At 71.3% G+C, this 14,765-nt stretch carries 15 protein-coding genes; 13 read left to right on the top strand and 2 right to left on the bottom strand.

Annotation, left to right across the window (positions count from 1 at the left end; translation table 11 throughout):
• Positions 1 to 19 precede the first annotated feature (19 nt).
• From MUN74_RS02890 to MUN74_RS02830, 13 genes are all read left to right on the top strand, one after another.
• Entirely contained in the window at positions 20 to 1,537 is a 1,518-nt protein-coding gene (locus tag MUN74_RS02890; RefSeq protein ID WP_244854910.1) for an ABC transporter ATP-binding protein, read from the top strand.
• Positions 1,534 to 2,817 (top strand): ABC transporter permease, encoded by a 1,284-nt coding sequence (locus MUN74_RS02885; RefSeq protein ID WP_244854908.1) that lies wholly within the window; start codon positions 1,534 to 1,536, stop codon positions 2,815 to 2,817. Before MUN74_RS02890 ends, MUN74_RS02885 begins: the two co-directional genes overlap by 4 nt.
• Positions 2,814 to 4,130, top strand: a complete 1,317-nt coding sequence (locus tag MUN74_RS02880) for an ABC transporter permease (protein ID WP_244854906.1) — start codon at positions 2,814 to 2,816, stop codon at positions 4,128 to 4,130. The genes MUN74_RS02885 and MUN74_RS02880 overlap by 4 nt, the downstream gene beginning before the upstream one ends.
• 64 nt (positions 4,131 to 4,194) lie before the next feature.
• Positions 4,195 to 4,611, top strand: coding sequence for a cytidine deaminase (locus MUN74_RS02875; RefSeq protein WP_244854905.1), 417 nt, complete (start codon positions 4,195 to 4,197; stop codon positions 4,609 to 4,611).
• Positions 4,608 to 5,915 carry a thymidine phosphorylase gene (locus MUN74_RS02870; RefSeq protein WP_244854903.1) on the top strand — a complete coding sequence of 436 codons (1,308 nt, stop codon included), beginning with the start codon at positions 4,608 to 4,610 and terminating at the stop codon, positions 5,913 to 5,915. The genes MUN74_RS02875 and MUN74_RS02870 overlap by 4 nt, the downstream gene beginning before the upstream one ends.
• Positions 5,916 to 5,935: 20 nt before the next feature.
• On the top strand, positions 5,936 to 6,280 hold the full coding sequence (locus MUN74_RS02865; protein ID WP_244854901.1) for a hypothetical protein: 345 nt from the start codon (positions 5,936 to 5,938) through the stop codon (positions 6,278 to 6,280).
• A 94-nt stretch (positions 6,281 to 6,374) separates the two neighbouring features.
• Positions 6,375 to 7,304 (top strand): ABC transporter ATP-binding protein, encoded by a 930-nt coding sequence (locus MUN74_RS02860; RefSeq protein ID WP_244854899.1) that lies wholly within the window; start codon positions 6,375 to 6,377, stop codon positions 7,302 to 7,304.
• The gene (locus MUN74_RS02855) at positions 7,301 to 8,134 is read left to right on the top strand and encodes an ABC transporter permease (protein WP_244854897.1); all 834 of its coding nucleotides are present in this window, start codon (positions 7,301 to 7,303) and stop codon (positions 8,132 to 8,134) included. Before MUN74_RS02860 ends, MUN74_RS02855 begins: the two co-directional genes overlap by 4 nt.
• Before the next feature lie 68 nt (positions 8,135 to 8,202).
• Positions 8,203 to 9,393, top strand: coding sequence for a sensor histidine kinase (locus tag MUN74_RS02850; RefSeq protein ID WP_244854896.1), 1,191 nt, complete (start codon positions 8,203 to 8,205; stop codon positions 9,391 to 9,393).
• The gene (locus MUN74_RS02845; RefSeq protein ID WP_244854895.1) at positions 9,390 to 10,052 is read left to right on the top strand and encodes a response regulator transcription factor; all 663 of its coding nucleotides are present in this window, start codon (positions 9,390 to 9,392) and stop codon (positions 10,050 to 10,052) included. Before MUN74_RS02850 ends, MUN74_RS02845 begins: the two co-directional genes overlap by 4 nt.
• Before the next feature lie 77 nt (positions 10,053 to 10,129).
• Positions 10,130 to 11,245: an adenosine deaminase gene (locus tag MUN74_RS02840; RefSeq protein ID WP_370647373.1), complete on the top strand. Its 1,116-nt coding sequence runs from the start codon at positions 10,130 to 10,132 to the stop codon at positions 11,243 to 11,245.
• A 66-nt stretch (positions 11,246 to 11,311) separates the two neighbouring features.
• Positions 11,312 to 11,764, top strand: coding sequence for a PTS sugar transporter subunit IIA (locus MUN74_RS02835; RefSeq protein ID WP_244854892.1), 453 nt, complete (start codon positions 11,312 to 11,314; stop codon positions 11,762 to 11,764).
• Positions 11,761 to 12,045: a PTS sugar transporter subunit IIB gene (locus MUN74_RS02830; RefSeq protein ID WP_244854890.1), complete on the top strand. Its 285-nt coding sequence runs from the start codon at positions 11,761 to 11,763 to the stop codon at positions 12,043 to 12,045. The genes MUN74_RS02835 and MUN74_RS02830 overlap by 4 nt, the downstream gene beginning before the upstream one ends.
• Before the next feature lie 21 nt (positions 12,046 to 12,066).
• Here the strand turns inward: MUN74_RS02830 and MUN74_RS02825 are convergent, their stop codons facing one another.
• Together MUN74_RS02825 and MUN74_RS02820 are read right to left on the bottom strand one after the other, a co-directional pair.
• The gene (locus MUN74_RS02825; protein WP_244854889.1) at positions 12,067 to 13,791 is read right to left on the bottom strand and encodes a phospho-sugar mutase; all 1,725 of its coding nucleotides are present in this window, start codon (positions 13,789 to 13,791) and stop codon (positions 12,067 to 12,069) included.
• Between the two features lie 95 nt (positions 13,792 to 13,886).
• The gene (locus tag MUN74_RS02820) at positions 13,887 to 14,714 is read right to left on the bottom strand and encodes a purine-nucleoside phosphorylase (protein WP_244854888.1); all 828 of its coding nucleotides are present in this window, start codon (positions 14,712 to 14,714) and stop codon (positions 13,887 to 13,889) included.
• Positions 14,715 to 14,765 lie beyond the last annotated feature (51 nt).

Here is a 14,765-nt window from a genome sequence, read left to right as displayed (position 1 = left end):
GCTCACTAGGATTCAGAACATGAAGCTCGAACTTCGCGGTATCACGAAGCGGTTCGGCAGCCTGGTCGCGAACGACCATATCGACCTCACCGTGGAGGCCGGAGAGATCCACTGCCTGCTCGGCGAGAACGGTGCAGGCAAGTCGACGCTGATGAACGTGCTCTACGGCCTCTACCAGGCCGACGAGGGCGAGATCCTCCTCAACGACGAGGTGCAGCACTTCTCCGGGCCCGGCGACGCGATGGCGGCCGGCATCGGCATGGTGCACCAGCACTTCATGCTCATCCCCGTGTTCACGGTCGCCGAGAACGTCATGCTCGGCAACGAGGCGACCAGGGGCGGCGGATTCCTCGACCTCGACGCGGCCCGCCGAAGGGTCCGCGAGATCAGCGAGCGGTTCGGGTTCGACGTCGATCCCGACGCGCTCGTCGACGACCTGCCGGTCGGCGTGCAGCAGCGCGTCGAGATCATCAAGGCGCTCTCGCGCGACGCGAAGGTGCTCGTGTTCGACGAGCCCACCGCGGTGCTGACGCCCCAGGAGACCGACGAGCTCATGGAGATCATGCGCCAGCTCAAGGCCTCCGGCGCATCGATCGTCTTCATCACCCACAAGCTCCGCGAGGTGCGCGAGGTCGCCGACCGCATCACCGTCATCCGGCTCGGCAAGGTCGTCGGCGAGGCGTCGCCGACCGCGTCGAACACCGAGCTCGCGTCGCTCATGGTCGGCCGCGCCGTCGAGCTCACCGTGCAGAAGGACGCGCCGAAACTCGGCGAGCCCGCCCTCGTCGTCGAGGGGCTCACCGTCATCGACCACATCGGCCAGCTCGTCGTCAACGACGTGAGCTTCGAGGTGCGCAGGGGCGAGATCCTCGCCGTCGCGGGCGTGCAGGGCAACGGGCAGACCGAGCTCACCGAGGCGCTCGTCGGCCTGCAGCCGCGGGTGCGCGGGTCGATCACGCTCGAGGGCACCGAGCTCACGACCGAGAGCGTCCGCAAGATCCTCGACTCCGGCGTCGGGTTCGTCCCCGAAGACCGCAACGAAGACGGCCTCGTCGGCGAGTTCACGATCGCCGAGAACCTCATGCTCGACCGCTCCGACGGCGCGCCGTTCGTGAAGGCTGGCAACATCCAGCGCGGCCTCCTCGCCGAGTTCGCGCGCGACAAGGTCGAGGAGTTCGACGTCCGCACGCAGGGCATCGACGAGAAGGTGCGCCAGCTCTCGGGCGGCAACCAGCAGAAGGTCGTCCTCGCGCGCGAGCTCAGCCGCGACCTCAGCCTCCTCGTCGCCGCGCAGCCCACCCGCGGCGTCGACGTCGGCTCGATCGAGTTCATCCACAAGCGCATCGTCGAGACCCGCGACCGTGGCGTGCCCGTCGTCGTCGTCTCGACCGAGCTCGACGAGGTCGCCGCCCTCGCCGACCGGATCATGGTCATGTACCGCGGCAAGGTCGTCGGCATCGTGCCGGGCGACACCCCCCGCGACGTCCTCGGCCTCATGATGGCCGGCGAACAGCCTGCAGAAGGAGCCGCAGCATGAGCGACGAGGCCTCGACGAACACGACGAGCACGCCCCGCGACACGACGACCGTACCGGCCCAGGCGCCCGAGCCCTCGCGCTGGCACACGATGTGGCAGCAGATCGTCACGGGCAACGCCCTCATCTCGGTGCTCTCGGTCGTGCTCGCGCTCATCGTCGGCGCGATCATGATCGCGTTCACCGACGAAGAGGTGCAGCAGGCGAGCGTGTACTTCTTCGCCCGCCCCGGCGACACGTTCATCGCCGTCTGGAACTCGGTCTCGGGCGCCTACTCGGCACTCTTCCAGGGCTCGATCTACAACTTCCGGCGCGACAGCTTCGTCGACGGCATCAAGCCGCTCACCGACACGCTGACGTTCGCGACACCGCTCATCGCGGGCGGCCTCGGCGTCGCCCTCGCCTTCCGCGTCGGCATGTTCAACATCGGCGGCCGCGGCCAGATGCTGATCGCCGCGTCGGTCGCCGGCTGGCTCGCCTTCGGGTTCGACATGCCGTGGGGCATCCACATGCTCGTCGCCCTCATCGGCGGCCTTCTCGGCGGCGCCCTCTGGGGCGGCATCGCCGGCCTCCTGAAGGCGCGCACGGGTGCGCACGAGGTGATCGTCACGATCATGCTCAACTTCGTCGCGTTCTACCTCGTGTCCTGGATGCTGCGCACCCCCGGCCTCCTCCAGGCGCCGGGCTCGTCGAACCCGAAGACGCCGCCCATGAAGGAGACGGCGGTCTTCTTCGACCTGCTCGGGCCGAAGTACAACCTGCACTTCGGCTTCATCCTCGCGGTCGCGGCGACCGTGCTCGTCTGGTGGATCCTGTCGCGCTCGAGCCTCGGCTTCCGCTTCCGGGCGGTCGGTGAGAACCCGAACGCGGCGCGCGTCGCGGGCATCAACGTGCCGTCGATGTACGTCTACGCGATGCTCATCTCGGGCGCGCTGCTCGGCCTCGCCGGCGTCAGCCAGGTGCTCGGCACGGTGACCACCGGCTTCACGGCCGGCATCGACGCGGGCGTCGGCTTCGACGCCATCACGGTCGCCCTGCTCGGCCGCTCGACGCCGTGGGGCACGTTCCTCGCCGGCATCCTGTTCGGCGCCTTCAAGGCCGGCGGGTACTCGATGCAGGCCGCCGAGGGCGTGCCGATCGACATCGTGCTCGTCGTGCAGTCGCTCATCGTGCTCTTCATCGCGGCGCCGCCGCTCGTGCGCACGATCTTCCGCCTGCCCGACCCGACCCGCGCGCCGAAGAGACCCCGCCCGATCGTCACGAAGGAGGTGGCGGCGAAGTGAGCACCGTCACCGAGCACCACACGGTCGCACCCCAGCCCGACGCCCTCGCCAAGACGGTCGTCGTCAGCTGGAAGGCCCCGATCGCCTACGCGGTCTTCACGCTCGTCGCGCTCGCCCTCGCGGTGTTCGCACCGCGTGACGGCGACACCACCTACCGGCTGACCGCGTCCGACAAGGACGTGATCCAGGTCGCGAACATCACGGTGCCGGCGATGCCCGCGCTCTGGACGGTCGTGATCCTGCTCGCGGCGCTCACCGCCTATGCGGTGTGGTCGACGTCGGCCAAGCGCCGAGTGCCGCTCTGGATCACGGTGATCTTCGCCGTGCTCTTCCTGTTCGGCTTCCTCACGTGGGCGGGCGCCGGTGCGACGCTGCCGATGATCGGCCTGCTGTTCGGCTCGCTGAGCCTCGCCGTTCCGCTCATCTTCGGCTCGCTCGCGGGCGTCATGGGCGAGCGTGCGGGTGTCATCAACATCGCGATCGAGGGCCAGCTGCTCGCCGGCGCCTTCTCGTCGGCCGTCGTCGCCTCCGCGGTGGCGTCCGCCACGGGCTCGCCGTGGATCGGCCTCATCTCGGGCTCGGTCGGCGCGATGATCGCGGGCATGCTCGTCGGCATGGTGCTCGCGGCCTTCGCGATCAAGTACTTCGTCGACCAGGTCATCGTGGGTGTCGTGCTCAACGTGCTCGTCACGGGCCTCACGAGCTTCTTCTTCTCGCAGGTGCTCTCGAACAACGCGGCCGTGCTGAACTCGCCGCCGAGGTTCCCGCGCCTGCCGATCCCGCTGCTCAGCGACATCCCCGTCATCGGGCCGGTCTTCTTCCGCCAGACGGTGATCGTGTACATCATGTACATCGCGGTCGCCGCGGTCTACGTCGGGCTCTTCCACACCCGCTGGGGCCTTCGCCTCCGTGCGGTCGGCGAGCACCCGCAGGCCGCCGACACGGTGGGCATCAACGTGAACCGCACGCGGTTCTGGAACGTCGCCCTCGCGGGTGCGATCGCCGGCTTCGGCGGCACGTTCTTCACGATCGGCTCGGGCATCGCCTTCAACAAGGAGATGACCGCCGGAGCGGGCTTCATCGCCCTGGCCGCGGTGATCTTCGGTGGCTGGGACCCGATCCGGGCGACGCTCGCAGCGCTCCTGTTCGGCTTCGCGTCGAACCTGCAGAACACGCTCTCGGTGATCGGTTCGCCCGTGCCGAGCGAGTTCATGCTCATGCTGCCGTACGTCGTCACGATCATCGCGGTGGCCGGGCTCGTGGGCAAGGTCCGCGGACCGGCTGCGGCGGGCAAGCCCTACATCAAATCCTGACCGGATGCCTCGGGGCAGGCGCTGCCCCGAGGCATCCGTCACCCATCTCGAACGGGGGAGCAGCATGACCGCGACCGACGTGATCGACTGGGCCGACCTGCGCGAGCGTGCTCGCGAGGCCATGGCCAAGGCCTACGTGCCGTATTCGGAGTTCCCGGTGGGCGCCGCCGCGGTCGTCGACGACGGCCGCATCGTGAGCGGGTGCAACGTCGAGAACGCCTCCTACGGCGTGACGCTGTGCGCCGAGTGCTCGCTCGTGTCGGCGCTCGTGATGTCGGGCGGCGGCAAGCTCGTCGCCTTCACGTGCGTCGACGGGCACGGGGCGACGCTCATGCCGTGCGGCCGCTGCCGGCAACTGCTCTACGAGCACTCGGCCGAGGGCATGGTGCTCGACACCGTCTCCGGCTTCAAGACCATCGACGAGGTGCTGCCCGACGCGTTCGGCCCGCGGCAGCTCGCTGAATTCCGAGGAGAATCATGACCGACGCCGCCATCGAGCCGTTCGACGCCGTCGACCTCATCCGTGCCAAGCGCGACGGGCACGAGCTCGAGACGCCCGAGATCGACTGGCTCGTCGACGCCTACACCCGCGGCTACGTCGCCGACGAGCAGATGTCGGCCATGACCATGGCGATCTTCCTCAACGGCATGAGCCGACGCGAGATCCGCGACCTGACGATGGCGATGATCGCCTCGGGCGAGCGCATGGACTTCTCGGGGCTCGGCAAGCCCACGAGCGACAAGCACTCCACGGGCGGAGTCGGCGACAAGATCACGCTCCCGCTCATGCCGCTCGTCGCGACATTCGGCGTCGCCGTGCCGCAGCTCTCGGGCCGCGGCCTCGGGCACACGGGCGGCACGCTCGACAAGCTCGAGTCGATCCCGGGCTGGCGCGCCGACCTCACGAACGACGAGATGTTCGCGCAGCTGCGCGACGTCGGCGGCGTGATCTGCGCCGCGGGCGCCGGGCTCGCGCCGGCCGACAAGAAGCTCTACGCGCTCCGCGACATCACCGGCACGGTCGAGGCGATCCCGCTCATCGCCTCGTCGATCATGTCGAAGAAGATCGCCGAAGGCACGGGCGCGCTCGTGCTCGACGTGAAGTTCGGCTCGGGGGCGTTCCTGCAGGACATCGAGCGTTCGCGGGAGCTCGCCCGCACCATGGTCGAGCTCGGTGAGGACGCGGGGGTTGCCACGAGCGCACTCATCACCAACATGAACGTGCCGCTCGGCCTCACGATCGGCAACGCCAACGAGGTGCGCGAGTCGGTCGAGGTGCTCGCCGGCGGCGGCCCGGCCGACGTGCGCGAGCTCACGATCGCACTCGCGCGCGAGATGCTCGAGCTCGCGGGCCGCGACGGCGACGACGTCGAGGCCGCGCTCGACGACGGACGCGCGATGGACACGTGGCGCCGGTCGATCGAGGCGCAGGGCGGCGACCCCGACGCGCCGATGCCGGTCGCGAACGAGCAGCACGTCGTGACCGCCGACCGCGACGGCGTGCTCGTCGAACAGCAGGCGCTGCCGTTCGGCATCGCCGCGTGGCGACTCGGTGCCGGGCGCGCGCGCAAGGAGGATCCGGTGCACCACGCCGCGGGCATCGACCTGCACGCGAAGCCCGGCGACGTCGTGCGTGCGGGGCAGCCGCTGTTCACGCTGCACGCCGACGAGCCCGCCCGCTTCGAGCGAGCACTCGCGGCCGTCGAGGGCGCCTGGCGCATCGGCGACGCGGGCGACCCGATCGAAGACGGCGGGCCGCTCATCGCCGACCGCATCGGGCGCTGAGCGACCCGATGGCGGCGCCGGTGGGTGACGACGACCGCACGTCGGGCCGAGCGGGGGAGGACTCCCGACTGAGGCTGCGACGGCGGTTGGCGCCCTGGCTCACCGGCCTGCCGTACCTCGTGCTGGCCGTGATGTGGATCGGGTTCCTGTCGACGCTCGACGACCCTGCGGCCATGGGCTGGATCGCGATCATGTGGTGCTCGTGCCTCGTGCTGCTCCCGCTCGCGGTGGTCGGTGCGGTCTGGGCCCGCAGCGGCGGCGACCGGGGGACCATGTGGGGCGGGATCATCGCCGCCGTGATCTGCCTCCCCGGGTTCGTCATGGGCCTGTTCGCGCTGCCGTCCGTGATCGCGAGCATCGCCTGAGCGGTCGTCTCTGCGCCGCGACATGACGAATGTCATGCCCACGACGTGACAGCCGTGTGAGGGCCACGGCCGTCGTCGTCGCCACGATGGAGGCATGACCACGACAGCCTCAGCGCTCGACGAGCGCATCACGACCGTTCCGGCGGTCGCCGCGACCGGCATCGCGAAGAGCTTCGGCTCGGTGCGAGCCGTCGACCGGGTCGACCTCGAGATCCGCCAGGGCGAGATCGTCGCCTTCCTCGGGCCGAACGGCGCGGGCAAGACGACGACGATCGACCTGTTGCTCGGCCTCGCCCAGCCCGACGAGGGCCGGGTCGAGGTGTTCGGGCAGACGCCCCGCGGCGCGATCGCCCGCGGCTTCGTCTCGGCGGTGCTGCAGACCGGGGGCCTCCTCGGCGACCTCACCGTGCGCGAGACCCTCGCCCTCACCGCGAGCCTGTTCGCCGACACCCGTCCGGTCGCCGAGGTGCTCGACCGGGCCGGCATCGCCGAGATCGCGGATCGCCGGGTCAAGCTGTGCTCGGGCGGGCAGCAGCAGCGCCTCCGGTTCGCGATGGCGCTGCTCAGCGATCCGGGGCTGCTCATCCTCGACGAGCCGACGACGGGCATGGACGTCGAGGGGCGGCGAGCGTTCTGGGGAGCCATCCGTGCGGATGCGGCGAGGGGTCGCACCGTGCTGTTCGCCACGCACTACCTCGAAGAGGCCGACGAGTACGCCGACCGCATCGTGCTCATGAGCCGGGGTCGCATCGTCGCCGACGGCACGGCCGCCGAGATCAAGAACCTCGTCGCCGGACGCACCGTGCACGCGACCCTGCCCGGTGCCGACCAGGTCGCCCTGGCCGCGCTGCCGGGCGTCGAGCAGGTCGAGGTGCAGGGCGACCGGGTCGTCCTGCGCACCCGCGACTCCGATGCCGTCGCCCGGCACCTCCTCACCACCACCGACGCGCGCGATCTCGAGATCACGACGCAGAACCTCGAGAGCGTCTTCCTGGCGCTCACCGCCGAAGGAGCGAACTCATGAGCGGCACCACCCCCGACACCGCAGCCGGCGCACCCGCACGGGTCGCCCTCGAGCGCCGGGTGCCGCCGTTCGGCGGCTTCAACCTGACCTACCTCGGCATCGAGCTCATGCGCAAGCTCCGCAACCGGCGCACGCTCGTCTTCACGCTCGCCTTCCCCGTCGTGATGTTCTTCATCGTCGGCTACAACCTGCGCGACGTGCCGCTCACGTCCACCCCGATCGCCGACGGCGGGCCGTCGGTCGCGGCGTACATCATGGTGTCGATGGCGATGTACGGCGCGATGATGTCGGCCACGCAGACCGGTGCATCCGTCGCCGTCGAGCGCGCCCAGGGGTGGAGTCGCCAACTGCGGCTCACGCCGCTCAACCCGCTCGTCAACGTCCTCATCAAGATGATCGCGGGCATGCTCCTCGGGCTCGTCGCGGTCGTGGCGACGTTCGTCGCGGGAGCCTTCTCCGGCGTCCACCTGAGCGCCGGGCAGTGGATCGTCTCGGGCCTCGCCGGCTGGCTGCTCGCGGGCGCCGTGTTCACGACGCTCGGCCTGTTCATCGGCTATCTCGTGCCCGGCGAGAACGCCGCGCAGATCACGAGCCTCGTGATCGTGTTCCTCGCGTTCATCGGCGGACTCTTCTACCCGGTCGAGAGCATGCCCGACTTCCTGCAGGTCATCGCGAAGTTCACCCCCGTCTACGGCATCTCCGAGATCGCCCGTTCGCCGCTCACGGGCGACGCCCCCGACATCTGGGCGTTCGTGAACGCGGCGGTGTGGCTCGTGCTGTTCCTCGCAGGCACCGCGCAGGCGTTCCGCCGCGACACGGCCCGCGGATGAGCGAGCGAACCCGGCCGGGCGCCCGTACCGGGCGCCCGGCCGGCGTGCGCGCCCCTAGCATGGGAGCCATGTTCAGCGACGACCGCACCGTGCGCGGCGCTCGGCGCTGGCCGCTCCGGCCGGCGTGGGTCGTGCCGAACGAGGGCGGTGACCTGCGCGCCTCGCTGCGTTCGCGTGGGGCGGTCAGCTGGTACATCGGCGGCGGTCTCTCGCTCCTCTGGTTGTTCGCCCCGCTCCACGAGCTCGTGTTCGAGCCCGTGCCCGATCTCCTCGGGGCGGCGCACGCGGGCTGGTTCCTCGCCCTCGGCATCGGGCTCCTCGTCGTCTACGCCCTCGCCTTCCTCTGCTCCGCGCCCGTCGTGTGGGTGCTGCCGGGTCGCCTGCGGCCGCTCGTGCCGCTCGGGTTGTTCGCGCTGTCGTTCACGCTCGTGCCGTGGTACGGCTGGGGCGTGCGCGGCGTCTGGACCTACGTCGGCGTCGCCGTCGGCATGTGCGTGCTGCGCTGGCGGCCCACGATGATCGCCATCGTCGGGCTCGCCGTGCTCGCCTACCTGTTCGGGATCCCGCTCGCAGCCGCAGGAGGGCCCGACCTGTTCCTGCCCGCGATCATCCTGTCGATCTCGCTCATGATGGCGGCGTTCGCCCGCCAACTCGCGGCGATGAACGAGCTGCGGTCGGCCCAGGAGGAGCTGCAGGTGATGGCGGCGGATCGCGAACGCGGCCGCATCGCGCGCGACATGCACGACCTCCTCGGCCACTCGCTCACCGTCATCACGGTCAAGAGCGAGCTCGCCGGCCGGCTCGTCGATCTCGACCCCGACGGCGCCAAGCGGGAGATCGGCGAGATCGAGCAGCTCGCCCGCGGCGCGCTCGCCGACGTGCGGACGACCGTGTCCGGCTTCCGAGGCGCGAGCCTGGGCCGCGAGCTCTCCGCCGCGCGGGTGGCGTTGCAGGCGGCCGGAATCCGCGCGGAGCTGCCGAGCTCGGTCGACGTCGTCGACGAGTCGCACCGCGAACTCGCCGGATGGGTCGTACGCGAGGGCGTCACCAACGTCGTGCGCCACTCCGAGGCGTCCGTCTGCCGGGTCACGCTCGCCGGCCGCGCCGTCGAGATCGCAGACGACGGGGTCGGGCCGAGCACGGCTTCGCGCGACTCGACGGGGCTCGCGGGGCTCCGCGAGCGCGCCGAGGCCGCCGGCGCGGTCCTCACGGTCGGCCGCAGCGAGCTCGGCGGCTTCGGGTTGCGGGTGGCGTGGTGAGCGGGCCCGTCGGGGCGGGGACGCCGGATGGGACCGGCGACGCGGATGCCGCGACCGTGCGCCTCCTGATCGCCGACGACCAGGCCCTCGTGCGCGGGGCGCTGTCCGCCCTGCTGGGACTCGAGCCCGACATCGAGGTCGTCGCGGAGGTCGGGCGTGGCGACGAGGTCGTTCCGGCTGCGCGCGCCTCGCATCCCGACGTGTGCCTCGTCGACATCGAGATGCCCGGCATCGACGGCATCGAGGCGGCGCAGCGGCTCCGCGACGAGGTGCCCGCCTGCCGAGTCCTCATCGTGACGACCTTCGGTCGACCCGGCTACCTCAAGCGCGCGCTGCAGGCGGGGGCGGCGGGATTCATCGTGAAGGACACGCCGGCGGCGCAGCTCGCGGACGCCGTCCGACGGGTCGCCGGGGGCTTCCGAGTCGTCGACCCCGGGCTCGCCGCTGAGTCGCTCGCCCAGGGCGACTCGCCGCTGACCGAGCGCGAGACCGACGTGCTCGCGCTCGCCCGCACGGGCGGATCGATCTCCGACCTCGCCCGCATCCTGCACCTCTCGGAGGGCACGGTCCGCAACCACCTGTCGAGCGCGATCGGCAAGACCGGCGGGCGCAATCGCGCCGATGCCGCGCGCATCGCCGAGTCGAACGGATGGCTCTGACCGGTCGCGCGACGCCATCCTTCGAATTCGCCGAGACGTGGCGCGACGCCCGCCGCTATCGTTGTCTCGTGAACACGATTCCGACCGAGTACCGCCTCGAGGGCGACGGCACGAACATCCAGGCTCTGCCGAAGGTCTCGCTGCACGACCACCTCGACGGCGGGCTGCGTCCGCAGAGCCTCATCGAACTCGCCGACGAGATCGGGCTCGAGGTGCCCGCGTCCGACGCCGACTCGCTCGCGACGTGGTTCACCGACCAGTCGAACTCGGGCTCACTCGTCGAGTACCTGAAGACCTTCGACCTCACCACGGCCGTCATGCAGACGCGTGCCGGCCTCTCGCGCGTCGCGCGCGAGTTCGTGCAGGACCTCGCGGCCGACGGCGTCGTCTACGGCGAGATCCGCTGGGCCCCCGAGCAGCACCTCACGCGCGGACTCACGCTCGACGAAGCGGTCGAGGCCGTGCAGGAGGGGCTCGAGCAGGGGGCCGACGACGTACGGCACCAGAGCGGCCGCACGATCCGCACCGGCCAGCTCGTCACCGCGATGCGCCACGCCGACCGGGGTCTCGAGATCGCCGAGCTCGCCGTGCGGCACCGCGACCGCGGCGTCGTCGGGTTCGACATCGCCGGTGCCGAGGCCGGGTTCCCGGCGAGCCGGCACCGCACCGCGTTCGACTACCTCGCGAGCCAGTTCATGCCCGTCACGGTGCACGCGGGCGAGGCCGACGGCCTCGACTCCATCCGCGGAGCCCTCTTCGACGGACGCGCCCTCCGCCTCGGGCACGGCGTGCGACTCGCCGAAGACCTCGTGATCGAGCGTCAGGACGACGAGAACACCTACGTCTCGCTCGGTCCGGTCGCGCAGTGGGTGCGCGACCGCGAGATCGCCCTCGAGACGAGCCCCTCGTCGAACCTGCAGACCGGCGCCATCGCCGCCTGGGGCGACGAGCTCATCGACCACCCGTTCGACCTGCTCTACCAGCTGGGCTTCCGGGTGACCGTCAACACCGACAACCGCCTGCAGTCGGGCACGAGCCTCACGCGAGAGCTCGCACTGCTGAGCGACGCGTTCGGGTACGACCTCGACGACCTCGAGACCTTCCAGCTGAACGCCGCCGCCGCGGCGTTCCTGCCGCTCGACGACCGCGACGAACTCGCCGAGCTGATCCAGGACGGCTTCGACGAAGCCTGACGCGACCCCTGCGGCCGGATGCCTCGTGCCCCGGCCGCTCGGCCCGCCGCCCCGAACGGACCCGAGATGAACCTCCCCCCGCTGCCCGACGACGCCGTCGTCATCGGCGCGCACGCCGCCGACTGGCGTGCCGCCGTGCGCGAAGCCGGTCGCGCCCTCACCCGATCGGGGTCGACCAAGGCCGAGTACGCCGATCGAATGGTCGCCGTCATCGAGGAGTTCGGCGCGTACGTCGTCATCGCCCCCGGGCTGGCGCTCGCGCACGCGCGACCCGGACCCGACGTGCGTCGCGAGGGCATCGCGGTCGTGACGCTCGCCGAGCCGGTGCCGTTCGGCCACCCGCACAACGACCCCGTGCGGGTCGTCGTCGGGCTCGCGGTGTCGAACGCGGAGGAGCACGTCGCCTCGGTCGCGACGCTCGCCAACGTGTTCAACGACACGGGCGCGGTCAGCCGACTGGCGCACGCGGGCGATGCCGACGAGGTCCGCGGACTCCTCGGCCTCGAGGCGGCCGCGTGAAGATCATCGCCGTGTGCGGCGCCGGCATCGGCACCTCGGCGATCCTCAAGGTCAACGCCGAGCGCGCACTCGAACGACTCGAGCTGTCGGCCGACGTCGACGCGAGCGACCTCGCGGGCGTGGCGGTCGCGGCCGCCGACGCGCAGGTCATCCTCACGTCGACCGAGCTCGCCGACGCCGTGCGCGACGCGATCGGGCGAAGCTTCACCGAGGTCGTCGAGGTCGTGAACTACTTCGACGTCGACGAGATCACGCGCCTGCTCGAGCGTTCACTCGCCTGAGGCATCCGGCTCGGCGTCGACTCAGGCGACCAGCTCGCGCATGCCGGCCTCGAGCGCGTCGATCGTCGCCGTCGCTGCGGCGCGGCGCTCGGCGACGGAGCCCCGGTCGGCGACCGCGTCGAGGTAGACCTTGAGCTTCGGCTCGGTGCCGCTCGGGCGCACCATGACCCGCGAGCCGCCCTCGAGCACGATGCGCAGCACGTCGGACGGCGGCAGGTCGCCGAAGCCATCGGCGAGGTCTTCGATGCGTTCGACGCGGATGCCGCCCACCGAGGCCGGCGGTTCGGCGCGCAGGCGCGCCATGACGGTGCCGATGCGCGAGAGGTCGGTGACGCGGATCGACACCTGGCCCGACGCGTGGCAGCCGAACCGCTCGACGAAGTCGTCGAGGTGGTCGGCCACGGTCTTGCCCTCGGCCTTCAGCGACGCCGCGAGCGACAGGAACGCGACCGCGGCCGAGATGCCGTCCTTGTCGCGCACGACTTCGGGGTTGACGAGGTAGCCGAGCGCCTCCTCGAAGCCGAAGACGAGGCCTGGCGCACGGGAGATCCACTTGAATCCCGTGAGCGTCGCCTCGAAGTCGAGCCCGTAGGCGCGTGCGACGGCCTCGAGCCCGGGCGACGAGACGATCGAGCACGCCAGGGCCCCGTTCGGCCCGCCCTCGCCGGTCGCTGCATCGGCGGCGCGGCGCGCGGCGAGCCAGCCGAGCGTGAGGCCGACCTCGTTGCCCGTGAGGCGCCGGTAGCCGGCCCCGTCGGGCGCTGAGGGGTCGGGGACCGCGATCGCGAGCCGGTCGGCGTCGGGGTCGTTCGCGACGATGAGCTCGGCGTCTGCGGCGCGCGCGGCCTCGAACGAGAGGTCCATCGCCCCGGGCTCCTCGGGGTTCGGGAACGAGACCGTCGGGAACGCCGCGTCGGGCGCGATCTGCGCCTGGACGAGGGTCGGCGCATCGAAGCCGGCCGTCTCGAGCACCCGTGCCGCCGTCTCCCAGCCGACGCCGTGCATGGCCGTGTAGACGACGCGGGGCTGCGCGGCGGGCGCACCGGGCGCGGCGCTCGCGGCGGTTCGCCGCACGTACTCGTCGACGACCGACTCGGCCGCCGTCTCGAACTCGCCACGCGGTAGTGCGGGTACCGTCGTCGAGGCGGCGACGCGCAGGATGTGCTCGGCGATCTCGGCATCGGCCGGTGCGACGATCTGGGAGCCGTGGTCCTGCCCGCCGAGGTAGACCTTGTAGCCGTTGTCGTTCGGCGGGTTGTGCGAGGCCGTGACCATGACGCCCGCCGAGGTGTCGAGGTGGCGCACCGCGAACGCGAGCACGGGCGTCGGCAGCAGGCGCGGCAGCAGCACCGCGCGCACGCCGGCGCCGGCGAAGATCTCGGCCGAGTCCCGCGCGAACACGTCGGAGTTCTTGCGCCCGTCGTAGCCGATGACGACCGACGGCGTCGTGCCGGGCTCGGCCCGCTCGACGAGGTACGCGGCGAGGCCGGCGGCGGCCTGCGACACGAGTACGCGGTTCATGCGGTTCGGACCGGCGGCGATCTCGCCGCGCAGGCCCGCGGTGCCGAACGCGAGTCGCGAGTCGAACCGGTCGGCGAGGTCGGCGGCCGCCTCGGCGTCGCCGCCGCGCACGGCCTCGACGATCGCGGCCAGCTCGGTGCGCGTCTCGGCGTCGGGGTCCTGCGCGATCCAGGCCTCGGCGAGGGCGACGCGCTCGGCGTCGCGGGAGTCGAGTTCGTGCGACATCCGTCGTCCTTTCTGCGCCGCTCGCTGCGCTGGTCGAAGCGAGTCGCCGAAGCGGCGGGTCGGGCTCCCCTCGGCAGGCTCGGGGAGCGGTCCTTCTAGAGCGAGGCGACGATCTTCGCGAGCAGGGCGCTGATCACGGGCTCAGCGGCCTGGCCGGCCTCGATGACCTCCTGGTGGCTGAGCGGCGTCTGCTGGATGCCGGCGGCGAGGTTCGTGATGAGCGACATGCCGAGCACCTCCATGCCCGCCTGGCGCGCGGCGATCGCCTCGAGCGCGGTCGACATGCCGACGATGTGGCCGCCGATGGCCTTCGCCATCTGCACCTCGGCGGGCGTCTCATAGTGCGGCCCGGTGAACTGGCAGTACACGCCCTCGTCGAGGGTCGGGTCGATCGAGTGCGCCAGGTCGCGCAGGCGCTTCGAGTAGAGGTCGGTGAGGTCGACGAACGTCGCGCCCTCGAGCGGCGAGTCGGCCGTGAGGTTGATGTGGTCGCTGATGAGCACGGGTGTGCCGGGCTTCCACGTCTCCTTGATGCCGCCGGCGCCGTTGGTGAGGATCATGGTCTTCGCGCCCGTCGCGGCCGCGGTGCGCACCGAGTGCACGACCCGGCGCACGCCGTGCCGCTCGTAGTAGTGGGTGCGGGCGCCGATGACGAGGGCGCGCTTGCCGGTCGGCAGCAGCACCGAGCGCAGCGTGCCGACGTGCCCCTCGACGGCGGGCTTCGAGAAGCCGGGCACGTCGGTGGCCGCGATCGTGTGGGTCGTCTCGCCGATGAGCTCGGCGGCCTTGCCCCAGCCCGAGCCGAGCGTGAGGGCGATGTCGTGGTGCTCGACGCCGGTCAGGTCGGCGATCTGGTCCGCGGCCTCGCGGGCGATGGCGAACGGGTCGGCTGAGGGCGCGTCGAGCGGGTTGGCATCGTGCATCCCACCACTCTAGAGCGCGGGGGATGCTTCGGGCACGGCGCTGCTCATGTG

Origin of the sequence: Agromyces sp. H17E-10, assembly GCF_022919715.1 — a bacterium.
In the GTDB taxonomy this organism is placed as follows: domain Bacteria; phylum Actinomycetota; class Actinomycetes; order Actinomycetales; family Microbacteriaceae; genus Agromyces.
This window is presented reverse-complemented; position numbering and strand designations above follow the sequence as displayed.